Below are 21,636 nucleotides of genomic sequence, written 5' to 3' on the forward strand. Positions count from 1 at the left end.
TCTCCGCCGAGCCCGTCGCGCCGGCGCCGGTCGACCCGGAGCCGCCCGCGGACGAGCCCGGGGAGGACGAGCCCGAGGATGCGAAGGGCGGTCGGCTCGCCACTGCCGTGACGTTTCTGCTGCCCACGGTGCTCGCCTTCGCCATGATCTGGCGCGGGATCGGCGACCGGCAGCTGTGGCGGGACGAGCACGCCACCTGGTGGGCGGCCACGCTGTCGTTCCACGATCTGAGCCTGCTGATCCGCTCGATCGACGTCGTGTTCACGCCGTACTACGTGCTGATGCACATCTGGATCTCGGTCGCCGGGGACTCCCCGACCGCGATGCGCATCCCCGGCGCGGTGGCCATGGCGGCCTCGGCAGGTCTGCTCGCCCTGCTCGGGCGGCGAATGTTCACCACACAGGCGGGACTGCTTGCGGGACTGGCTTTCGCCGTCGTCCCGTTCACCACGCGGTACGGGCAGGAGATCCGGCCGTACGCCTTCGCGGTGGCCGCGGTCCTGCTGTCGACGCTGCTGCTCGCCAGGGCGCTGGACAAGCCGTCGTTCAAGGTGTGGGTCGCCTACACGCTGTCGGTGCCACTGATCGGCTGGAGCCATCTGGCCTCGCTCGCCGTGCTCGGCGCGCATCTGGTGATGATCCTGATCGCACGGCGCGCGGGCGACAAGATCGTGGGCTGGGCCTATGCCGCAGCCTGCACCCTGGGCATGTGCTTCGTCATCCCCATGGCCGTGTCGGGCTCTGGGCAGAGCGGACAGATCGCCTGGAACAACCCGGTACAGAAGGACCTGATCGAGTTTCCCAAGAACCTGTTCGGGGCCTGGGCGGTGGCCGTACCGGTCATGGCACTCGGCGCGCTGGGACTGTTCTTCGCGGGCCGACGGGCTCTTCCGCTTGCCGTCTGGATCGTGCTGCCGCCCGTGGCGACCTACGCCACCGCCGCTCAGCTGCACCTCTTCCTGCCGCGCTATCTGCTGTTCACGGCGCCCGCGTGGGTGCTGCTCGCGGCCGTGGCCGTCGTCCGGATCGCCGGGCCCGTGGCCGGTGCGAAGGCCGGTACGGGGGCGGTGGCACGGCGTGGCTTCGGCTGGGTGCTCGTGGCGGCCGCGGTTGCCGGGATCGCTTTCCAGTCGCTGCCGGGCATCCGTGAGACCAGGCAGAACGCCTTGGGCGAACCGGACTACCGGGGCGCCGCCCAGCTCATCGAGGCCGGGCAGAAGAAGGGCGACGGCATCGTCTTCAGCGGTGTGCAGTCCGAGCGCCGGGCCATGGACTACGAACTGCGCAACGATGCCGATCGGCCGCGCGACTGGCTGATGTACCGCACTCCGCAGGAACTGGGCTCGTTCGGCGCGATCGAATGCCCCCAGGCCACGAAGTGCCTGGCGAAGGCCGACAGGCTCTGGCTCGTGTCGACGACTCTCGACGGACAGCCGTTCAGCGGCATGCCGAAGACGTCGGCGACCGTGATCCAGCGAAGCTTCAAGGTCGTGAAGACCAAGAAGCTCAAATACCTCCAGCTCGTGCTCCTCGAAAGGACACGCGCGGCGACGGACGACTCGTCCGAGGAAAAGGACGACGCCGCCAAGCGCAAGGTGCATACCTGAGTTGGGTTGCCGGACGCGGGCACGTCCCGCGTCCGGTGGGGGGCAGACAGAGAAATGGGGAGGGAAAGAGATGTCGTACGACGTGGGGGCGGACGTGGCTGTCACCGTGGTGATGCCTACGTACAACGAAGCTGCCAATCTGCCGAGAATGGCCGAGGCCGTGCTTCAACTGCCGCTGAACGGGCTCCACTTGAAGATAGTGGACGACTCTAGTCCGGATGGTACAGGACGGATCGCCGAGGAGCTGGCGGAGAAGTACAACTGGGACGGGCGGCGCCGGATGAGCGTGCTGCACCGGACCGAGAAGGACGGCCTGGGGCGTGCGTACGTCGCGGGCATGAGCGCCGCTGTCGACGAGGGCGCGCAGTACGTCGTGCAGATGGACGCCGATGGCAGCCACCCCGTGGAAGCGGTCCCACGGATGCTCGGCACCGCCGTGGCCTCGGGCGTCGGCCTGGTCATCGGCAGCCGGTACGTCGAGGGGGGCCAGCTCGACGACGACTGGGGCGCGCACCGCGTGCTGCTGTCCCGCTTCGCCAACCGCTACGCGCGTACGGTGCTCGGCACGAAGATCCGCGACATCACGGCCGGCTTCAACCTGTGGTCCGCCCAGACCCTGCGCGACGTCGACCTGCACTCCCTGGACAGCGCCGGCTACAGCTTCCAGGTCGAGCTCAAGTTCAAGGCCGTGCGCGCCGGTCACGCCGCCGTCGAGATCCCGATCCGCTTCGAGGAGCGGACCGAGGGCGTCTCGAAGATGACCCTGCGTACGCAGCTGGAGTCGGCCGTGGTGCCGGTGAAGCTGCGGCTCAAGCACAAGTAGGCGTGCGTGCAGGTAGGCGTGCGTGCAGGTAGGCGTGCAGAAGTGCGAGCAGCAGTAGCCGAGTATCGGTAGGCGAGTGGAAACGGGGACGGCGGCCTGCCGGGGGGCGGGCCGCCGTTCTGTTCTCCGGCGGTCGTTCCGCCGGTCGTACGAGGTCTACTGGTGCGGTCTACTGGTTGGCGGCCGCCGACGCCTGGGACTCGCCGCGGCGGTGGATCTGCCGGAAGGTGAACTCGGCCAGGTCGTCGCCGGTGGTGAAGACCTTGGAGTCCTTCTGGGTCACGTCCTTGCCGTTGGTGAAACCGGCGACCGTGAAGTACGTGTAGCGGCCGTACGAGTTGGTGGTCGAGCGGCAGATCGCCGAGCGGCAGAAGGTGGGGACGCCCTCGCCGGAGAGGGACTGGACGACACTCTTGTCGTCGGCGTCGTTCTTCGCCTTGAGGGCCTGGCCCTCGGCGTCGAAGACGGCCACGCCCACCGTCACCGCGATCCCGTCCTTCGTGTACGTGACGCGCATGAACCGGGTGCAGTCGTTCTTGGTGAGAACCGGGCCGAGCGTGCCCTGGGCGGCCGACGCGCAGTTCTTCGTGGACGCCATCGCGCCCTTCTTGTAGACGGTCTCGCCCATCGTCAGCTGCGTACCCGGGAAGAGGAGGTCCGGGGCGAGCGGCGCGGTGTCCTTCTTGACGTTGCCTATGAAGTCCTTCGGATCCAGCGGCGGCGGCGCCGAGGTCTCCGCGAAGGACGGGCCGGTGCCCGTGGTGTCCGACGGGATGGCCGCGGACGTGGGCAGCTCGGAGGCAGGCTTGTTCGACGCCTGTCCGTTGCCGTCCGCCGAGACCACGGCCATGGCGACGGCGGTGCCGACCGCGACCGTGGCGAGCGCGCCTCCGCCGATCAGCAGCCATCTGCGGCGCCGGTTGCGCGTTTCGGACGCCTCGGCCAGCGCCGCCCAGTCCGGTGACTGACCGCCCCACTGCGGCGGTTGAGAACCTGATCCCCCGGAACCCCACGAGGGTCCCCCCTGCCCAAAGCTCATGGGGCGCATCTTAGACGGGACAAGGGGTGTGCTGGTCCGTCTCCGGCACCACCGGAACCCCTAGCGTGTCAAGTGTGAATGAGGCCAAAGGGGGCATTGCAGGGTGGTTGGTACGAGCCGCGCCCTGGCACGCCTGGGTCGTTCTGGGGGTCGTGCTCTGTGCGGGCGCGGCCGAGACGTCCCTGCGTACACGGGACGGGGGCATGGACAACGCCATCGTCGTACGGGCCGCGAAGACCTGGCTCGACGGCGGATCCCCGTATGACGACCCGCACTTTCTTTATTTGCCGGGAGCCGTGCCGGCCGCCGTCCCGCAGGCCCTTTTGCCCTGGGGTGTACTGCGCCTTCTCGTCCCCCTCGCCGTCACCGGGGGGCTCGTCGCCGGCTGGGCGTGCGCGCTGCGGCTGTACGGAGTCCCGTGGCGCAGCCGGTTCGCCGTGCTCGGCCTGACCGGGCTCGCCCTCGGGTTCGCGCCCTTCGGGCATCTCGTGCGGCTCGGGAACTGGACCGTCGTCGCGGTCGTGGCCCTGCCGTTGGCCCTGCTCCTCGCGAGCCGGGGGAGATGGGGTGCGGCGGGGGTCGTGATCGGTGCCGCGATCGCCGTGAAGCCGCTGCTGGTGCCTCTGGTGCTGCTCTTCGTCTTCGCGCGGCGGTGGCGGGGGCTCGCGGCGGTGGTTCTCGTGCCCGCGGTCGTGTCCGGGGGTGCTGCGCTGTTGATGCCGGACCCTGCCGGGTTCTTCACGCGGACCCTGCCGTTTCTGCTGCGGGGGGACGACACGTTCGTACGGCTCTATGAGGCGTCGCCCGCGGCTGTGCTGCCGCGGGCGGGGGTGCCGGAGGGGGGTGCGGTGCTGCTGGCCTGCGGGGCCGCCGGGGCCGGGGTGTGGTGTGCGTATCGGTGCTGGCGGCGGGAGGGGAGGGTCGTGGACACGGGGGTGATGTTGATGCTGTCGGCGTTTCTGGTGTCCAGGCCCTCGTACGACCACTACCTGCTGGTGGTGCTGCCGGTACTGCTTGCGGGGGTGATGGAGGCGGGGAGCGTGGCTCGGGGGCCGTGGTTCTGGGTGGCACTGGTGCCGCAGGTTCCGGGGCTTGCCCTGCCTTACCTGGAGCCCGTGACCCGGCGGGCTTTTCGGGACTCGCTTACTCTGTGCCTGCTGGCGGGTGCGGTTGCCCTGAGGCTGTTTTCACGGGCACCCGGGGCCGGAGGCTGTGCCCACCAGTCCCGCCCTGCGGGACGCCTGCCCACAGCGGCAGGGGAGGGGCGGGGTCACTCGTTTTGACCCTTCCGGGGCGGCGCGAGTACCCTTGCACTTTGTTATGCGTATCGGCTTGGTCGTTCTCACGCGAGAGGCCCTTACGTAGGTTCCCTGGAGCAGTTACCAGTGGGCGGCATACGGGCAGCGTTCCCGGCATTGTCGTCCCCAGCTGCACGATCGCTTCAGTGATGCCATGTGTCAGGACCCATCCACTGAAGAAGCGAAGGCTACGAAGTGCGTACGTTCAGCCCCAAGCCCGGCGACATCACTCGCCAGTGGTATGTCATTGACGCTCAGGATGTCGTCCTGGGCCGTCTGGCGACCACCGCCGCGAACATCCTCCGGGGCAAGCACAAGCCGATTTACGCCCCCCACGTCGACGCTGGTGACTTCGTCATCATCATCAACGCCGACAAGGTGCACCTCTCCGGCAACAAGAAGACCCAGAAGCTGGCGTACCGCCACTCCGGCTACCCGGGTGGTCTGCGCTCCGTCCGTTACGACGAGCTGCTGGCGAAGAACCCCGAGAAGGCCGTCGAGAAGGCCATCAAGGGCATGATCCCCAAGAACACCCTGGGCCGTCAGGTGCTCTCGAAGCTGAAGGTCTACTCGGGCGACCAGCACCCGCACGCTGCACAGCAGCCGGTGCCGTTCGAGATCACCCAGGTCGCGCAGTAGTTCCGGCCACCCCCTAAGACGAAAAAGAATCTGAGGAGAATCGTGGCCGAGACCACTGTCGAGCAGCCGGTAGAAGAGACCGAGCTCGTCGAGAACGAGAACGTCGAGAGCTACACCACGGAGTCCGAGGTGCCCGTCGAGGGCGAGTACACCTCGGAGTCCCTCGCCGGCCGCTTCGGCGACCCGCAGCCCGCCGCCGGCCTGGGCCGTCGCAAGAACGCCATCGCCCGCGTCCGGATCGTCCCGGGCTCCGGCAAGTGGAAGATCAACGGTCGCACCCTTGAGGACTACTTCCCCAACAAGGTGCACCAGCAGGAAGTCAACGAGCCCTTCAAGGTGCTCGAGCTCGACGACCGCTACGACGTTGTCGCCCGCATCTCGGGTGGCGGCGTCTCCGGTCAGGCCGGTGCCCTGCGCCTCGGCGTGGCCCGCGCGCTGAACGAGGCGGACGTGGACAACAACCGCGGCGCCCTGAAGAAGGCCGGATTCCTCAAGCGTGACGACCGTGCGGTCGAGCGCAAGAAGGCCGGTCTCAAGAAGGCCCGTAAGGCCCCGCAGTACAGCAAGCGCTAAATATCGCTCAGCTGTTCTGCACGAAACGCCCCGGCGGCACGTTCTGTGCCGTCGGGGCGTTCGTTTACCACAACCTTGGAACAGGTCCGGAAGTCTGCCTTGAGACAGGCCTGCAAGGCGGCAGCCTTGCGACGGACCTGGGAGATATACAGGTCCGGGGGATATACCTGACAGGGGTCGTAGCCGGACCCTGACAGGGGTCGTAGCCGGACCCTGACAAGGGCCGAAGCCGGACCCCTGGCCTGAGCCGCACGTTTCTGAGTAAGCCTGAGCAAGTTCGGAGGACACCAGTGGGACGACTCTTCGGGACGGACGGCGTACGTGGTGTCGCCAACGCGGATCTGACGGCCGAGCTCACGCTCGGCCTCTCCGTGGCGGCGGCGCACGTACTGGCCGAAGCGGGAACCTTCGAAGGCCACCGGCCGACGGCGGTGGTCGGCCGGGACCCGCGAGCGTCCGGGGAGTTCCTGGAGGCCGCCGTGGTCGCGGGCCTCGCCAGCGCGGGCGTGGACGTCCTGCGCGTCGGCGTCCTGCCGACCCCCGCGGTGGCGTATCTCACCGGTGCGCTCGGCGCGGACCTGGGTGTGATGCTCTCCGCCAGCCACAACGCCATGCCGGACAACGGCATCAAGTTCTTCGCCCGCGGCGGACACAAACTCGCCGACGAGCTGGAGGACCGGATCGAGGCCGTCTACGAGGAGCACCGCACCGGCGCTCCCTGGGACCGGCCCACCGGTTCGGGCGTCGGCCGCGTCCGCTCGTACGAGGAGGGCTTCGACCAGTACGTCGCCCATCTCCTCACGGCCGTTCCGAACCGTCTGGACGGTCTGAAGGTCGTCCTGGACGAGGCGCACGGCGCGGCCGCCCGGGTCTCGCCCGAGGCCTTCACCCGTGCCGGCGCCGAGATCGTCACGATCGGTGCCGACCCGGACGGGCTCAACATCAACGACGGGTGCGGTTCCACGCACCTCGGCCTGCTGAAGGCCGCCGTCATCGAGCACGGGGCCGCTCTCGGTATCGCGCACGACGGTGACGCCGACCGGTGCCTCGCCGTGGACCACACGGGCGCCGAGGTCGACGGCGACCAGATCCTCGCGGTGCTCGCGCTCGCGATGCGGGAACGCTCCGAGCTGCGGTCCGACACCGTGGTCGCGACGGTCATGTCGAACCTCGGGTTCAAGCTGGCCATGGAGCGTGAGGGGCTGTCCCTCGTGCAGACCGCGGTCGGGGACCGGTACGTGCTGGAGGAGATGAAGGAGCACGGGTACGCGCTCGGCGGCGAGCAGTCCGGGCACGTGATCATTCTTGACCACGCGACCACGGGTGACGGGACGTTGACCGGGCTGTTGCTCGCGGCGCGGATCGCTCAGACCGGTCGTACGCTTCGGGAACTCGCGTCCGTGATGGAGCGGTTGCCGCAGGTTCTCATCAACGTGCCTGATGTCGACCGGTCACGGGTGGGGACGTCCGCGGAGTTGGCTTCGGCCGTTGCCGAGGCCGAGCGGGAACTCGGGGCCACCGGGCGGGTGTTGTTGCGGCCTTCCGGGACCGAGCCGTTGGTTCGGGTCATGGTCGAGGCGGCGGATATTGATCAGGCTCGGTCCGTGGCCGGGCGGCTGGCTGATGCGGTGAAGTCTGCGCTTGGGTGATCTTTGGGCCGCGTAGGGGGTGGGGGGCTGTGTTGGATGCGGGCTGCGGGTTCGTTGTGGCTTGTCGCGCAGTTCCTCGCGCCCCTAAAGATTGCGCAGTTCCCCGCGCCCCTAAAAGCTAGAAGATTGCGCAGTTCCCCGCGCCCCTTAAGCGCGCGCCCTCTGCCTCGACCACAGCCACTTCTGGGCCAGGAGGGTCAGCGTGCCCGCAAGGACGATGCCCAAGAGGTTCAGCAGGAGTTGGTTTGTCGAGCCGATGGTCTGGGTGGTGTCTCCGTAGCTGAAGGCCACTGCCGCGTTGGCGGCGGCCGGGACCGTGGTGACGGAGATGGCGACGCCGACCAGGAGGCCCGACTTGGCCGAGGTCAGGGAGAGGGTGCCGGCGATGCCCGCGAGGACCGCCACGACGAACGAGAACGGGTCGGGGGCGTAGACGAAGGCCGTGTTGGGGCGGTCGGCCTCCAACTGGGCCTCGCTGAACAGGCCGAGGCCGTCCATGAAGAAGCTGAAGCCGACCGTCACCGCCATCGCCACCGCGAAGCCCACCAGCAGCGCGATCAGGGAGCGCAGGGCGAGACGCGGGCGACGCTGGACCAGGGCCGTGCTGAAGCCGGCCAGCGGGCCGAACTCCGGGCCCACCGCCATCGCGCCCACGATCAGGATCGCGTTGTCGAGGACCACACCGCACGCCGCGATCATCGTGGCGAGCGTGATGAAGGCGACGTACGTGAACGAGAGCGTCGACTCCTCGTGCGTCGCGTCCGCCAGGTGCTCCCACAGGACCGCGTCCGCGCCCTCGCCGGGCGCGTCGTCCGCCGCCTTGTCGGCGCGGTCCGACAGTGACAGGTCGATGTTCTCTACGGCGATCGAGCCATACGTGTCGATCTCCAACTCACGCAGCCCGCCGATCAGTTCGTCGCCGGCCTCGCGCGCCACGTCGACCATCACGACGTCGCCCGTGGGGTTGCGGGCGGCACCCGGCACGACACACAGGTGCGTGGTGCCGACGGTCTTCTCGATCAGGCGGACCACGGCGTCGGTCCTGTCGGCCGGGGTGATGAGGCGGAGATGCAGCATGCCCCGCAGGGTAGCCGGGGCGGGTGACGGACCGGGCCACCGGTCGCGCAGTCGTCCACGGCTCGTCTACAGCTTGCGCAGGCTCAGTTTCTGCACCTTGTGGTCCGGGCCCTTGCGGACGACGAGGGTGGCGCGGCCGCGGGTAGGGGCCACGTTCTCCAGGAGGTTGACCTTGTTGATGGTCCGCCAGGTCGTCCGGGCGTAGTCGAGGGCCTCCTCCTCGGAGACCTGCGTGTACTTGCGGAAGTACGAGGACGGGTTCTGGAACGCCGTCTCGCGCAGCCTGCGGAAACGGTTCAGGTACCAGCTCTCGATGTCCTCGGCCCGGGCGTCCACGTACACGCTGAAGTCGAAGTAGTCGGCGAGGCCGACGCGGGTGCGGCCGTCCTTGCCGGGCAGGGCGGGCTGCAGGACGTTCAGGCCCTCGACGATCAGGATGTCCGGGCGGCGGACGGTGAGCCGCCTGCCGGGGACGATGTCGTAGATGAGGTGCGAGTAGACGGGGGCCGTCACCTCGTCCTTGCCCGCCTTGATGTCCGCGACGAAACGGGTCAGCGCCCGGCGGTCGTACGACTCCGGGAAGCCCTTCCTCGACATCAGGCCGCGGGCCTGGAGCTCCTTGGTCGGCAGCAGGAAGCCGTCGGTGGTGACCAGCTCCACGCGCGGGTGCTCGGGCCAGCGGGACAGCAGGGCCTGGAGGAGGCGCGCGACGGTGGACTTGCCGACGGCGACCGAGCCCGCGACGCCTATCACGAACGGCGTACCGGACTGGGAGCCCTTCTCGCCGAGAAACGTGTTCAGGGCGCCGCGCAGGCCGTCGGTCGCGCCCACGTAGAGGTTGAGGAGCCGGGAGAGCGGCAGATAGATGTCCCGCACCTCGTCGAGGTCGATGACATCGCCCAGGCCGCGCAGCTTCTCCACCTCCTCGGCGGTCAGCGGAAGAGGTGTCTTCTCACGCAGTGCGCTCCATTCCGAGCGGGTGAGGTCGAGGTAGGGAGTCGCCTCCGGCCTGGGCCGGTGGGCGCTCCGTGGCAACGAGGAGACCGGTGAGATCACAGTTCATTGTTACGGGAGTTTGAACGGGGTGGCGGGTGGAGTCCGTCACGTCGGTGTTCTCTACACACGTCCGCCGCGGCGTCTACTCGCGTTCGATGGGTGTGTCTACACGCGTCCGGAGGTCTGGACCGCGTGACCGTACGGGGATAGCGTCCGCCCTTCCGGGAGCGAGCCGCCTCCCGGTGTTCTGGGGGGTTGGGGTGGTCGTCATGGCCGTGCGTTTCCGTGTGCGTGGATTCGGCAGACGCAGACCGGGGCCGGCGGTCGGGGCCGTCGCGTCGGTGGAGCACGAGGGCCGGGTCTGCAGCGAACTGGCCGTCGACCTGCCGGACGAGGACCTGGGGGAGTACCTCTACGACTGCATCGACCTGTACGAGATGGGCAGCAAGCCGCGCTGCGAGGAGGTCGAGTACCTGGGCATGGTCCAGGAGGCGATCGACCGGATCGAGCGGGGGGAGTAGCGGCTCCGGGGTGTTGATTGCTCAAGCCCACGAGCACCCCGACCGGCTGGTGCCGTACTTCTCCGAGGGAGCACCGGCCCAGCGGCACGGCTGTCCGCTCCCGTTCTCCGCTGTCCGCGGACCGTGCCACCTCGTACAGCCGGGAAGCCTGCCGGGGAACAGGCAGCACGGCTGTGGAACGGCTGCGGCCCGCACTCCTCGGTGAGAAGTGCGGGCCGCAGCCCCGTCCGGTCAGTGTCTTGTCACCGGCGCGGTGTTCCGATGAGGGCGGCCTCGACGGCTTCACCGGTCATCTCGATGACGACGGCGTCCTCCTGCATACCGGCGGGAAGGTGTGCGTATTCCTCCTCACGGCACACGGCCCTGCCCCTGCTCGGGTCGATGATGACCGCTCCCAGTCGCGAGACCAGCTCGGCGACGATGCCGAAGACGCCGCCGGTATGCGGGCGCTCCACCAGGATGCCGGTTTCATCAGCCGATATTTCGGCTTCGCTTCCGTCGGAAGCCCGGATCAGGAATTGCAATCCCCCGTCCTCGCCAACCGTGAGTTGCGGATTCCCGACGTCGTGGGGCTCCAGAACGGCCCGTACCAACTCCATGTCCAGCGGAACAGGCATTTCACCACCGTCAGCGAACTTGTAGATCGACGGGCTGTAACTCATCAGGTTTCCTTCGATGCGTCGGTGTCTCCTCTGCCGAATTCGGCAGAACACTGGCCGCCTACCCCGTGACGGGAGCAGGTCTAAACGTGATCTTGATGCCCTTGAGGTTGTTGTCGACCACCCAGTGCTGCAAAGCGGTCGCAGTTCTCTCGTTGTTCACATACCACACGATGGGTACGCCCTTCGCCGCTTCGACCTGCTTCTTCATCGTCCCGGTTTCCTTCGTGGGGAACCTGAGCTTGCCAGCGGTGTCGATGAAGTTGTCGGGGTAGTGAAGGTTTTTGGCATCGATGAGGGTTCCGTTCTGGTAGCCGTCGAACTTGACCCACCCACTTGGCCTGGACGGATCGGCAACCTTGTACACGAAACCTTCCGGGACTCCGCCCGTCACCGCCCACTGATACGCGGCGTCGGCAGGATCCATGCTCTCCTTCTCGACAAGCCACTTACCAGGGCCGCCGGATTCGGCCCAGCATCCTCCTGCCCCTGCGGCATGCGCCGAGCGGGCAGTGCGGACGGTCTTCTTGCAGGCCTCACCTAGCTCCTTGGCAAACTTCGTGCCGATGCCTGCGATCACCGTGTCGGTCAGACCGAGAGAGCGCAGTCCCTTCCATGCGTCGGCGAAGCCGATGCCGGTCCTGAGGGAGGCATCCAGGGCCTTGACGGCGTCAGCGGTGAGCTTGAGGGCCTTGCCTCCGACGACCCAGCCAGCGGCCCACGCGCAGCCTTCCCAGCTGCCGCTTGCGCCGCCGGGGGTGATCTTCTGGGCGCATGCGATGAAGTCGCCGAGGAGGATCTTCACCGGGTCGATGCCGGTGTTGAAGTCGACCATGGAGATGGTGTGGGTGACCGTGGTCGACTGGTCCTTCAGGGTCTGCGTGTCCAGGAACACCGTGGCAGGGGCCGGGCACTGGTACTGCGACAGATTCAGGTCGTCCGCGGTGCACAAGTACAGGTCGACGACCGCGTCGAACCGGATCTTGGCCGTGATGACGCAGTCACCGGTGTGGACGATGACGCTGCAGTTGTCCTTCTTGATCACCTCGGGTTCGCCGACGGTCTCCATGCGGTCGACGACGTAGAAGACGTTGCCGATGGCGACACCTGTGTCGTCGACCGTCGTGCCCGTGGTGATCTGCTGGGCCTTGGTCTTCACTTCGGCGCGCTCGGCGGCCTCCTGGGCTTCCTCGGCGTACTTCTCCGCGTCCTTGGCCGCCTGCTCGGCTTCGGTTGCCGCGGTGTCGGCGCGGTCTGCTGCGGCGCGGGCGTCCTTGGCGGACTGTTCGGCCTCCGAGGCGGCCGTGCGGGCGGCGGAGGCGTCGAGAGCCGCCTCGTCCGCGGAGTCGCGGGCGTCCTTGGCGTGGCCTTCGGCCCGGCCGGCTGCCTTGTCGGCGGCTTCGGCGTCCTCGGTCGCCTGGCGGTCGTACTCGATCGTGCGGGCCAGTGACGCGGTGGCCTTGGATGCGGCCGTGGCGGCATCGGCGGCGTAGCCGAGGGCTTCCTTCGCGTAGGTGCGGGCGTTCGACGCGTGTCCGGCGGCGTTGGCGGCGTGCTGGTAGGCGGCCTGCGTGTCGCCCGAAGCCTGGTCGGCGAGGGCCTTGGCAGCAGCGGATGCCGCTTGTGCGTTCTTGGCGTGGGCGTCGGCGACGGCCTTCTGTTGCTCGGCAATCGTCTTCGATGCCTGGCCCGTCAGTACGACCAGGCTCGCGGCTGAGTCCGTGGTGACGTACGGAGAGCCGAGCTGGATCGCGTCGTTGGCCGGTTTGGCGACCTGCGCGGCGGAGTTGCCGGCGTCCACGGCGGCCTGGGCGGTGACGTGGGCGAAGCCCGCGGCCTTCGCCGATGCCAGCAGGGCCTTGGCGGTCTCCTTCTTCGCCTCGTTCGCGTGGCCCTTGGCTGCCTTGGCCTTCTCTTCCGCCTTGTCGGCCAGTTCGACGGCCGTCTTCGCCTCGGTGGCGGCGTGCTTGGAGGCTGCGATGGCGTCCGCCGCGGCACTGGTCGCGGTCTTCACTGCGGCGTCGGCCTTCAGCTTGGCTGCCTGGGCACCATCGGCATGGGCCCGCGAGCGCTTCGCCGCCGCCTCGGCGCGGGTGGCTGCGGCGTCCACGTCCGCTGCCGCCTTCGTGGCGGCGTCGGCTTCCGAACGGGCCTTCGTCGCGGCCTTCTCCGCGTCGTCCGCGTGCTGGTCCGCCTCGGTGGCAGCGGTCCGGGCGGCGTCTGCCGCCTCGCCCGCCTCCAGGGAATCGGCGTAGGCGCCCTTCGCGTCCGCCTTGGCGCGCGCTGCGTCGGCCTTCTGCTCGGCCTCCCAGGCGTCGTCCCGCTTGGCCTTGGCGTTGTCACGGGCCTTGACCGCGTCGTTCTTCTTCTCGACCGCTGTGCCCTCGGCGGTCTCGGCCTTGTCCTTGGCTTCCTTCGCCTTCGTCGCTTCGGTCTCGGCGTTCTGCCTGTGCTGGGCCGCCTCGGCCTGCTTGACGGCGGCGGTCTCCTTCTCCGCCTTGGCCGTCTTCTCCTCGGCCTCCGCCGCGAGCCGCTTGGCGTGGGCGTCGGCGGCGGCCGCCTTCGCGTCTCCCTCGGCCGTGAGGGTCTCGGCGAGCTTGGCCTCCGCGGTCTCCTTGTCCTTCTTCGCGTTGTCGCGGTGCACCTTCGCGGCGTCGGCCGCGGCCTTGGCCTGGAACTCGGCTGTGCGCGCCGCTTCCTTGCGGAACTCCGCCTTCGCCTGCGCGGCCTGGGCCAGCGCGCGCTGTGCGATGGTCTGGCTGTCGCCGGCGGACGCGCGGGTGGCGGCCTCGGCGGTCTCGCCCGCCTTCACCATCGCCTCAAGAGCGGCGGCAGCGCCCTGCGTGACCTGTGCCTTCTGCTGGCCGACCAGGAGACCGCGGCCCCGAGGAGCGCCGTTGCCGTCCGCGATGGTGTAGGCCGTCTGCTCGGCTGTGGCCGTGTCCGAGGCGGCCTTCTTCGCCGCGGCGGCCTGTGCCTTGAGGGCGGTGAGCTGCTTCTTCGCCGCGGTCTGGGCACCAGCGATGCCCGTCTTTGCCTGGTCGAACTGCGCCTTGGGCGGAACAGTGCCCTTGTTGCCGGACGGCTTGATGTCGAACTGCTGCGGATTGGTGCCGTTGCACCCCCACAGCCACGCGTCCTGGCCGTTGTCGAACGTGTTCAGGTCCAGGCATTTGCCTGTGCCGACGTTCTCCAGGCTCGTGGTGCCGCGGAGGCTGTACTTCCACGTCTGCGCCGGGGAGCTGTTGCACGTCCAGATCAGGATCTTCGTGCCGCTCTCCGGATTGTTGTTGTAGACGTCCAGGCACTTCTGGGAGTTGACGTTCCGCAGGTGCAGGCCCGCGTCGTCGCCGTAGACCTGCCACTGCTGCGCCGCCGAGCCGTTGCACGTGTACAGCTGGACCGGCGTGCCGTCGGTCGTTCCGCTGCTCTGGACGTCGAGGCACTTGCCCTTCGCCGCGTGGAACTCGATCACCGCGGGTGCGTCGCCGACCGGTCCGACTCCGCCCGGGGACCAGTAGTCCTGCCAGCGGGCCAGGCGGTCGGCGGTCCAGGAGTGGCCGAGAAGGTCACCGAGTGTCTTGGCGCCGGTGGCCAGGGCCTTCGTGGCGTCCGTGTTCGCGTTCAGGATCTGGTTGCGCTGCACCTGCTGGGAGGCGATCTCCTGCTGCCACTCCTGGGCGGCCGTGCCGGAGACCTCGCTCAGCGCCTGGTTCGGGTCGATCGGGTCACGCCACGCGCACGATGCGAACCGGGACTTCAGATCCTCCACCGCGATGCGGTACTCCGCGGTGTCCGGCTGCGGACCGGTACGGGGGAAGCCCCCGGACGCGAGGAAGATACGGGCGTTGTCCGCGCCGGCGTTCTCCCTCAGGGCCCCGTCGCGCAGATGCTGGAACGCGTCCCGCTCGGCCAGCGCACGGTTCCGCTCCTCCGTGGGAAGACCCGGGTCCGGGTCCGTTCCGTAGAGGGGGGTGCCCACTGCGTCGACGGCCTGGAGGGTCTTCTCGTCGGCCTTGGGCGTGGAATCGGTGTAGAAGTCGCTCTCTTCCTTCCAGAACCGGTCGGCGGTCCACTTCGTCAGACCGGTCTGGCCGTAGAAGTCGTCCTTGCCGTCACCGGGTGAGCCCGGGGGCCAGTGGAAGTCGGACTCTGTGAACCCGGCCGGGGTCGTCAGACCGTCGAGAGGCTTCTTCCAGCCGTCACGGAGGGCACGAAGGGCGTTGAGTTCCGTGCCCGCCGCGTCCCGGTCCTTGTCGTACGCCTGGGCGAGCGGGGTGTTCTGCCAGTACACCCGCTCGGCCAGAGCGCGGAGTTGAGCCGGGGACTGGTTGAGGCCGTCCTGCGCCGTCGTGGCCATGGATGGGCCACCGAGGCGCAGCACGTCGGCCATCAGGCACTGGTCCTGCCGAAGCTGCTCGGCCGCCGTGTCCTCGTACCAGTCGTAGGAGTCGCCCGCCGGGGCTGCCCCCGCTCCGGTGAACCGGTCGAACAGATCCGGGCGGACCCCGAGGCCCGCGAGGACCGCTACGGCGAGAAGGAGCGGGATGATCCGGCCGAGACGCCAGGCCCGTCCCGGCGTTGGTCTGAGGAAACCTGGGCGTCTGGAACGCGGGGGTCTGGAACGCAAGGGTGTGTCCCTCCATCGCGGGGCGTGGGACCGGAAATCCGCCGATGAGACTCAGAGGGAGCCGAAGAGGGTTGATGGGCTGAGGGCTGTTTGGGCATGGCGAAGCCCCTCCCCGTTGGTGACGCTGTTCCCCCGGCCGCTCCTGGTCGCGAGCGAAGACGGATTGGTCAGATCCGGCTAGATGAAGCCTCACCATAGCCATATGTGATCAACGTTGAGCAATGGGTTACTTCGGTGTCGGGGCGGGGTGGCGTGAAACCTTTTGCCGCTCTCGCGACCCGTTCCGGAGGTCGCATTTCCTTCATGTTCAGGGGTTTTCTGTGTGGGCCTTGTGTCGTGATGGTCGGAGTGTGGCTGATGGTGTCAGTGAGGAATGGCCGTTTCTCGCCCCTCCAGGGATTTCCGATTTCGGGCACGCGGTGCCGGGTGTCGGCGGGCGACGGACCGTAGGCTGCCGCGCATGTGCGGAATCGTGGGATACGTGGGGTCGCAGTCGGCACTTGATGTGGTGGTGGCCGGACTGAAGCGGCTGGAGTACCGGGGTTACGACTCGGCGGGCATCGCGGTGCTCGCGGACGGTGGGATGGCCGCGGCGAAGAAGGCCGGGAAGCTCGCCAACCTGGAGAAGGAACTGGTCGAGCGGCCGTTGCCGACCGGGACCACGGGCATCGGTCACACGCGGTGGGCCACCCATGGCGGGCCGACCGACGCGAATGCCCATCCTCATCTCGACAACGCGGGGCGGGTCGCCGTCGTCCACAACGGCATCATCGAGAACTTCGCCGCGCTGCGGGCCGAGTTGGCGGAGCGGGGGCACGAGCTGACCTCCGAGACCGACACCGAGGTCGTCGCGCATCTGCTCGCCGAGGAGTTCTCCGCGTGCGCCGATCTCGCGGAGGCAATGCGGCTGGTGTGCCGGCGGCTGGAGGGCGCCTTCACGCTGGTCGCCGTCCACGCCGATGAGCCGGATGTCGTCGTGGGGGCGCGGCGCAACTCGCCGCTCGTGGTCGGGGTCGGGGAGGGCGAGGCCTTTCTCGCCTCGGACGTCGCGGCGTTCATCGCGCACACGCGGTCCGCCATCGAGCTCGGGCAGGACCAGGTGGTCGAGCTGCGGCGGGACGGCGTGAGCGTCACCGGGTTCGACGGGCGGCCCGCCGAGGTGCGGTCGTTCCACGTCGACTGGGACGTCTCCGCCGCCGAGAAGGGCGGCTACGACTACTTCATGCTCAAGGAGATCGCCGAGCAGCCGAAGGCCGTCGCCGACACGCTGCTCGGGCGCATCGACGCGAGCGGGGCGCTCTCGCTCGACGAGGTACGGATCCCCGTCACCGAGCTGCGCGAGGTGGACAAGGTCGTCATTGTCGCGTGCGGGACCGCCTTCCACGCCGGGCTGATCGCCAAGTACGCCATCGAGCACTGGACCCGGATCCCGTGCGAGGTGGAACTCGCGAGCGAGTTCCGGTACCGGGACCCGATCCTGGACGCGCGGACGCTGGTGATCGCCATCTCGCAGTCCGGGGAGACCATGGACACGCTGATGGCACTCCGGCACGCGCGGGAGCAGGGGGCCCGGGTGCTGGCCGTCTGCAACACCAACGGGTCGACGATTCCCCGGGAGTCCGACGCCGTGCTCTACACGCACGCGGGGCCGGAGGTCGCGGTCGCGTCGACGAAGGCGTTCCTGACGCAGCTGGTGGCCTGCTACCTGGTGGCCTTGTACCTGGGGCAGGTGCGCGGGACCAAGTGGGGCGACGAGATCCAGGCGGTGGTGCGTGACCTGTCCCGGATCTCGTGCGAGGTCGAGCGGGTGCTGGAGACGATGGAGCCGGTGCGGGAGTTGGCCCGGTCGCTCGCCTCGAAGAACACCGTGCTGTTCCTGGGGCGGCACGTGGGGTATCCGGTGGCTCTTGAGGGCGCGCTCAAGCTCAAGGAGCTCGCCTACATGCACGCCGAGGGCTTCGCGGCGGGAGAGTTGAAGCACGGGCCGATCGCTCTCATCGAGGAGGATCTGCCGGTGGTGGTGGTCGTCCCGTCACCTCGGGGGCGGTCCGTCCTCCACGACAAGATCGTGTCGAACATCCAGGAGATCCGGGCCCGGGGTGCGCGGACCATCGTCATCGCGGAGGAGGGGGACGAGGCGGTCGTCCCGTACGCGGATCACTTGATCCGGATCCCGGCCACCCCGACGCTGCTTCAGCCGCTGGTGGCCACCGTGCCGTTGCAGGTCTTCGCCTGCGAGCTGGCGACGGCTCGGGGCAACGAGGTGGATCAGCCTCGGAACCTGGCGAAGTCGGTGACGGTGGAGTAGCCGTCTTTCAGGCTGTAGAGGAAGGGTGCGAAGGCTCCGGTCGGGAAGGTGAGGGTGCGGGCGGCCGGGGTCTTGGAGTCGCGGATGGCTATATGGGTGGGGGAGGTTGCGATCTCCACGCAGTCGTTGCCGTCGTCGCCATCGGAGTAGGACGACTTACGCCAGTTGCCGGGGATGGCCACGGTGTGCCTCACAGTTCCTTCGCCAGCCTGTGGATGAAGTCGCGCGATCGGTTGGAGCTGAGCGCGACTTCCTCGATTTTATGGAAGCGCGTTCGAAAGACGCCGAGCATGGCTTCGGAATCGGTGAAGGCCGAGCCGTGGGGAACATCGCGCACCACGGTGTCCAGCTTGGGGACGGGACCGCCGACGTATGTCATGGTGCTGCCCGCCCTGGCAAAGCCCTCCAGATCGAACGGGATGACGCGGACGGTGATGTGATCCGCCTCCGACAGGTCAAGGAGCCGGGAGAGCTGGGCTCTTGAAGTGGCACGGTCACTGACCTTGATGCGCAGAGCCGCCTCGTGGATCAGCAGTTCGTACGGAATGGGGGACGGACCCTCGATGATCACCCGGCGTGCCAAGCGGTGGCTGACGCGCAGCTCCCGCTCATCGTTGGTGAGTTCGGGAACCCGGTTGGAGAAGATCGCGCGAGCGTAGTCCTCCGTCTGAAGTGGCCCCGGCACGAACAGGATGGCCACGTCGCGTCGGAACCGGGCGTGGTGATCCAGCTCGGACAGGTCCAGGAACGAAGTGGGCAGCGAGCCCCGGTACTCCTCCCACCAACCGCGTGTCCGCTCGGTGGCCATCGCGACCAGGGCGTCGATGAACTCGTTGTCCGTACAGGCGTAGTGGGATGCAAGGCGGCGGAGCCGTTTCTCGCTCACGCCCGCGAGGGCGGACTCGATGTGAGTGATCTGAGCGGGGCTCACCCCGAGTAGTGCTGCTGCTTCGCGAGCGTTGAGGTCCGCCGCCTCGCGGAGTCTCCGCAGCTCAGTCGCCAGACGCAGCTGGCGAGCCGTTGGTTCGCGCCTCAAGACTCTCGACCGCTCCTAGGTTCAACGCGCCTACGGGCGCGACTCGTTCGGCGTCAGATTACGCGATCGACTTGCCGCATCTCTAGATTTATATCTACCGTCAGTGACGCGACGCACACTCTGCGGAACGCCGGACCTCCGGAAGCGCACCGCACCGTCCTGCCATGACGGTTGCGGCACAGCCACCGCCAGCCCTGCGCAACCCCCCACCACCCGAACGGAGTTCACGCATGCCCGAAAGCGAGTCCGAAACCTGGTCCGAACCCTGGGAGTACTCCCTCTACATCCCGAACGACCCCCGAGCCGTCACCATCTGCCGCCGCACGCTCCGTCTGATCCTCACCATGCACGGCCTGATCCGCCTCGTAGATGTCGCCGAACTCCTCGCGACCGAGCTGGTCGCCAACGCCGTGTGCCACACGAAGGGACCCGCTGCCCTGCGGGTGCGCTGGTCGGCGGGTGTGCTGCGGATCGGGGCATGGGACGCCGATCCGGAGCCGCCCGAGCCGCCGGGGAAGCTGGAGCAGCTCAGTGAGTCCGAGGAGGGGCGGGGGCTCGCACTGGTCCGCGCGTGCTCGGACCTTTGGGGCTGGCAGCCGCTGTCCAGATTCGGCAACCGCGGCAAGTACGTGTGGTGCGAGTTGGCTGCCGTCGCCTGAACGTTTTCTCGCCCCCCGAAAGGGTGAACGCATCCCGATCACCCGGACAACCCATCCCTTGATCAACCTAGGTTGCGCACATGGTCACATCAGCTCACGAGGGCATGCACCGGATCTTCCAGGAGCGGCCCGAGATCCTGGGTCCCGTGTTCGGGGTGCTGGACGTTCCGATACCTGCCAAGGCGACTGTGGACGCTGTCACCACGGACGTGACGGAGACTCGGCCGCTGGAGCGACGCGTGGACACGGTGCTGCGTGTTGGCCCGTCCGACGGCGAGGACTTCCTGCTCGCCATCGAGGCGCAGTCGAAGAGGGTCCCGGGCAAGGAAGCGAGTTGGGGGTACTACATCGCGTACCTCCAGGCGAAGTACGGACTGCCCGTGCTGCTTCTGGTGGTCTGTCAGGACAGGGCCACGGCCAAGTGGGCGGCCGGGCCTTTCGACTGCGGCGCGCGTGGCTGGACTGCTCAGCGGACCTATCCGCTGGTCGCAGGGCCTGACAACCTGCCAGTGATCACCGACGTCAGGACCGTGTCGAAGAACCTCGCACTGGCCGCGCTGTCAGCCCTGGCACACGCCCGCAGCGCCGAGTGCGGCGCCATACTGGAGGCAATCGGCAGCGCCCTCCAAGAACTCCAGGAAACGGACCCGGAGACCGCTGGGTACTTCTTCGAGTTCCTGGAAATCAACCTGGGGAACACCCCAGCCGCAGAGGATTGGAAGGGAATCATGTCGTTCGTCAGCTACTTCCCCGGCCGGGGGACGGTCCGTGAGACGGCCTATCTCGAAGGCCAGACCGAAGACCGTGCTTCGCTGATCCTGCGTGTCCTGGAGAAGCGCGGCATCCCCGTCCCCGAGGCAACGCGGGAGCGCATCACCTCGTGTGCTGACCTCGACATCCTCGCCTTGTGGTTCGACCGTTCCCTGGCAGCCACCGCTGCCGAGGACCTGTTCGCCGAGGACCCGGAGGTTCCGGGGACCAGTCCTGAACAGGCCTGAGCGTTGACAGACCTGCAAGACGATCAGCAGAGCCTGAACCCGGAGCTGCAAGAGGAGGTCTCAGGCATTGCCATGTCGCTCGCGGCGGCCATGGCTTTTGGGCTCCAGCCAGAGAAGGCCATGGCCGAACTCCACGGAAGGTTCAAGGAGATCATCAAGCGGGAGGGGCTGTCTCCCGGGGAAGTCGCGTATCTGCGGGGCAAGATTGAGAAGTGGCCGCCCGGTTACGCCGAGCCGTGGGCCTCAGGGTATGCCGCAGGCCTGGCGAAGGGGCTGGCCAAGGGAACTCTGGCCGTGCTGGAAGTACGACTGCTCTCCATTTCCGACGATGTCCGCGAGCGCATCACCACTTGCACGGACCACGCTCGCCTCGACGACTGGCTCGACCGGGCCGGAACGGTCGAGCGGGCGGAGGACCTGTTCCGGGCGGGTGCGGAGCTTGGCCGGGAATAGGGTGCCCGGATGAGCATCATCGGGGTCGGAATCGACGTGGCCGAGATCGACCGGTTCCGGGCGTCGCTGGAGCGGACTCCCGGGATGGCCGAACGGCTGTTTCTGGAGAGCGAGTTGCTGCTGCCGAGTGGGGAGCGGCGGGGTGTCGCCTCCCTTGCCGCTCGCTTCGCCGCGAAGGAGGCGCTGGCCAAGGCGCTGGGCGCGCCGGGGGGTCTGCGCTGGACCGACGCCGAGGTCTACGTCGAGGGCAGCGGGCAGCCGCGGCTGCGGGTTACGGGGACCGTTGCCGCGCGGGCGGCCGAGCTGGGGGTTCGGTCGTGGCATGTGTCGTTGAGCCATGACGCGGGGGTGGCTTCTGCGGTGGTTATTGCGGAGGGGTAGGGGTGGCTGGGGTGGGTGTTTGTCTGCGGATGCGTGGGTGCTGGTCGCGCAGTTCCTCGCGCCCCTAAAAGACTGCGCAGTTCCCCGCGCCCCTAAAGAACCGGGGCCGAGGTCTGTTCGCCACGTGCCGGCCGTCCCGGGTTGCTCGCGCCGTTCCCAGCGCCCCTGACGGGGCACGTGCCGGAGGGGACGTGGCGGGATGTGTGGCCGCAGCTTACGACGACACACGTATGCGGTCAGCGCGGCAATCGGGCCTCGCGTCTTCCGCTGCGGACGGGCATCCCGGCGCG

General features: G+C 68.3%; 19 protein-coding genes. 12 read left to right on the plus strand and 7 right to left on the minus strand.

Annotated elements, in window-relative coordinates; all coding sequences use genetic code 11:
* The coding region (locus tag O3Q52_RS23625; RefSeq protein ID WP_269650769.1) for a glycosyltransferase family 39 protein at positions 1-1,607 on the plus strand (1,607 nt) is incomplete at its 5' end.
* A 70-nt stretch (positions 1,608-1,677) separates the two neighbouring features.
* Positions 1,678-2,430: a polyprenol monophosphomannose synthase gene (locus O3Q52_RS23630; protein ID WP_143642837.1), complete on the plus strand. Its 753-nt coding sequence runs from the start codon at positions 1,678-1,680 to the stop codon at positions 2,428-2,430.
* Between the two features lie 169 nt (positions 2,431-2,599).
* Here the strand turns inward: O3Q52_RS23630 and O3Q52_RS23635 are convergent, their stop codons facing one another.
* Entirely contained in the window at positions 2,600-3,478 is an 879-nt protein-coding gene (locus O3Q52_RS23635; protein WP_269650770.1) for a hypothetical protein, read from the minus strand.
* Positions 3,479-3,612: 134 nt separating this feature from the next.
* Here O3Q52_RS23635 and O3Q52_RS23640 point away from each other — a divergent pair, with 134 nt between their 5' ends.
* The 4 genes from O3Q52_RS23640 (at position 3,613) to glmM (ending at position 7,628) form a co-directional block, all read left to right on the plus strand.
* On the plus strand, positions 3,613-4,752 hold the full coding sequence (locus tag O3Q52_RS23640) for a glycosyltransferase family 87 protein (protein ID WP_269650782.1): 1,140 nt from the start codon (positions 3,613-3,615) through the stop codon (positions 4,750-4,752).
* Positions 4,753-4,962: 210 nt separating this feature from the next.
* On the plus strand, positions 4,963-5,406 hold the full coding sequence (rplM, locus tag O3Q52_RS23645; RefSeq protein ID WP_055614906.1) for a 50S ribosomal protein L13: 444 nt from the start codon (positions 4,963-4,965) through the stop codon (positions 5,404-5,406).
* A 42-nt stretch (positions 5,407-5,448) separates the two neighbouring features.
* Positions 5,449-5,979 (plus strand): 30S ribosomal protein S9, encoded by a 531-nt coding sequence (rpsI, locus tag O3Q52_RS23650; protein ID WP_269650771.1) that lies wholly within the window; start codon positions 5,449-5,451, stop codon positions 5,977-5,979.
* A gap of 290 nt (positions 5,980-6,269) precedes the next feature.
* Positions 6,270-7,628 carry a phosphoglucosamine mutase gene (gene glmM, locus O3Q52_RS23655; protein WP_269650772.1) on the plus strand — a complete coding sequence of 453 codons (1,359 nt, stop codon included), beginning with the start codon at positions 6,270-6,272 and terminating at the stop codon, positions 7,626-7,628.
* Positions 7,629-7,775: 147 nt separating this feature from the next.
* Here glmM and O3Q52_RS23660 read toward each other — a convergent pair whose 3' ends face one another.
* Positions 7,776-8,705 (minus strand): DUF389 domain-containing protein, encoded by a 930-nt coding sequence (locus O3Q52_RS23660; RefSeq protein WP_269650773.1) that lies wholly within the window; start codon positions 8,703-8,705, stop codon positions 7,776-7,778.
* A gap of 66 nt (positions 8,706-8,771) precedes the next feature.
* Positions 8,772-9,761 (minus strand): type I pantothenate kinase, encoded by a 990-nt coding sequence (gene coaA / locus O3Q52_RS23665; protein ID WP_269650774.1) that lies wholly within the window; start codon positions 9,759-9,761, stop codon positions 8,772-8,774.
* Positions 9,762-9,970: 209 nt separating this feature from the next.
* Here coaA and O3Q52_RS23670 point away from each other — a divergent pair, with 209 nt between their 5' ends.
* Complete coding sequence (locus O3Q52_RS23670) at positions 9,971-10,222, plus strand: hypothetical protein (RefSeq protein ID WP_269650775.1); 252 nt, start codon at positions 9,971-9,973, stop codon at positions 10,220-10,222.
* Between the two features lie 242 nt (positions 10,223-10,464).
* Here the strand turns inward: O3Q52_RS23670 and O3Q52_RS23675 are convergent, their stop codons facing one another.
* Together O3Q52_RS23675 and O3Q52_RS23680 are read right to left on the minus strand one after the other, a co-directional pair.
* A complete protein-coding gene (locus tag O3Q52_RS23675; RefSeq protein ID WP_269650776.1) occupies positions 10,465-10,884 on the minus strand; it encodes a hypothetical protein in 420 nt (139 codons plus the stop codon).
* 58 nt (positions 10,885-10,942) lie between these two features.
* A complete protein-coding gene (locus tag O3Q52_RS23680) occupies positions 10,943-15,274 on the minus strand; it encodes an RICIN domain-containing protein (protein WP_269650783.1) in 4,332 nt (1,443 codons plus the stop codon).
* A 697-nt stretch (positions 15,275-15,971) separates the two neighbouring features.
* Here O3Q52_RS23680 and glmS point away from each other — a divergent pair.
* Positions 15,972-17,819: a glutamine--fructose-6-phosphate transaminase (isomerizing) gene (gene glmS / locus O3Q52_RS23685; protein ID WP_269650777.1), complete on the plus strand. Its 1,848-nt coding sequence runs from the start codon at positions 15,972-15,974 to the stop codon at positions 17,817-17,819.
* Here the strand turns inward: glmS and O3Q52_RS23690 are convergent.
* Positions 17,780-18,001: a DUF397 domain-containing protein gene (locus O3Q52_RS23690; RefSeq protein WP_269650784.1), complete on the minus strand. Its 222-nt coding sequence runs from the start codon at positions 17,999-18,001 to the stop codon at positions 17,780-17,782. The two genes, glmS and O3Q52_RS23690, sit on opposite strands and share 40 nt — an antisense overlap.
* Positions 18,002-18,009: 8 nt before the next feature.
* On the minus strand, positions 18,010-18,855 hold the full coding sequence (locus tag O3Q52_RS23695) for a helix-turn-helix transcriptional regulator (protein WP_269650778.1): 846 nt from the start codon (positions 18,853-18,855) through the stop codon (positions 18,010-18,012).
* Between the two features lie 230 nt (positions 18,856-19,085).
* Between O3Q52_RS23695 and O3Q52_RS23700 the strand changes: the two genes are divergently transcribed.
* The 4 genes from O3Q52_RS23700 (at position 19,086) to O3Q52_RS23715 (ending at position 21,346) form a co-directional block, all read left to right on the plus strand.
* Entirely contained in the window at positions 19,086-19,514 is a 429-nt protein-coding gene (locus O3Q52_RS23700; RefSeq protein WP_269650779.1) for an ATP-binding protein, read from the plus strand.
* 80 nt (positions 19,515-19,594) lie between these two features.
* Entirely contained in the window at positions 19,595-20,512 is a 918-nt protein-coding gene (locus tag O3Q52_RS23705) for a hypothetical protein (RefSeq protein ID WP_269650780.1), read from the plus strand.
* A 3-nt stretch (positions 20,513-20,515) separates the two neighbouring features.
* The gene (locus O3Q52_RS23710; protein ID WP_269650781.1) at positions 20,516-20,965 is read left to right on the plus strand and encodes a hypothetical protein; all 450 of its coding nucleotides are present in this window, start codon (positions 20,516-20,518) and stop codon (positions 20,963-20,965) included.
* Positions 20,966-20,974: 9 nt separating this feature from the next.
* Positions 20,975-21,346, plus strand: coding sequence for a holo-ACP synthase (locus O3Q52_RS23715; protein ID WP_266760127.1), 372 nt, complete (start codon positions 20,975-20,977; stop codon positions 21,344-21,346).
* Positions 21,347-21,636 lie beyond the last annotated feature (290 nt).

The sequence above is a fragment of the Streptomyces sp. ActVer genome (genome assembly GCF_027270795.1).
Classification (GTDB): Bacteria; Actinomycetota; Actinomycetes; order Streptomycetales; family Streptomycetaceae; genus Streptomyces; species Streptomyces umbrinus_A.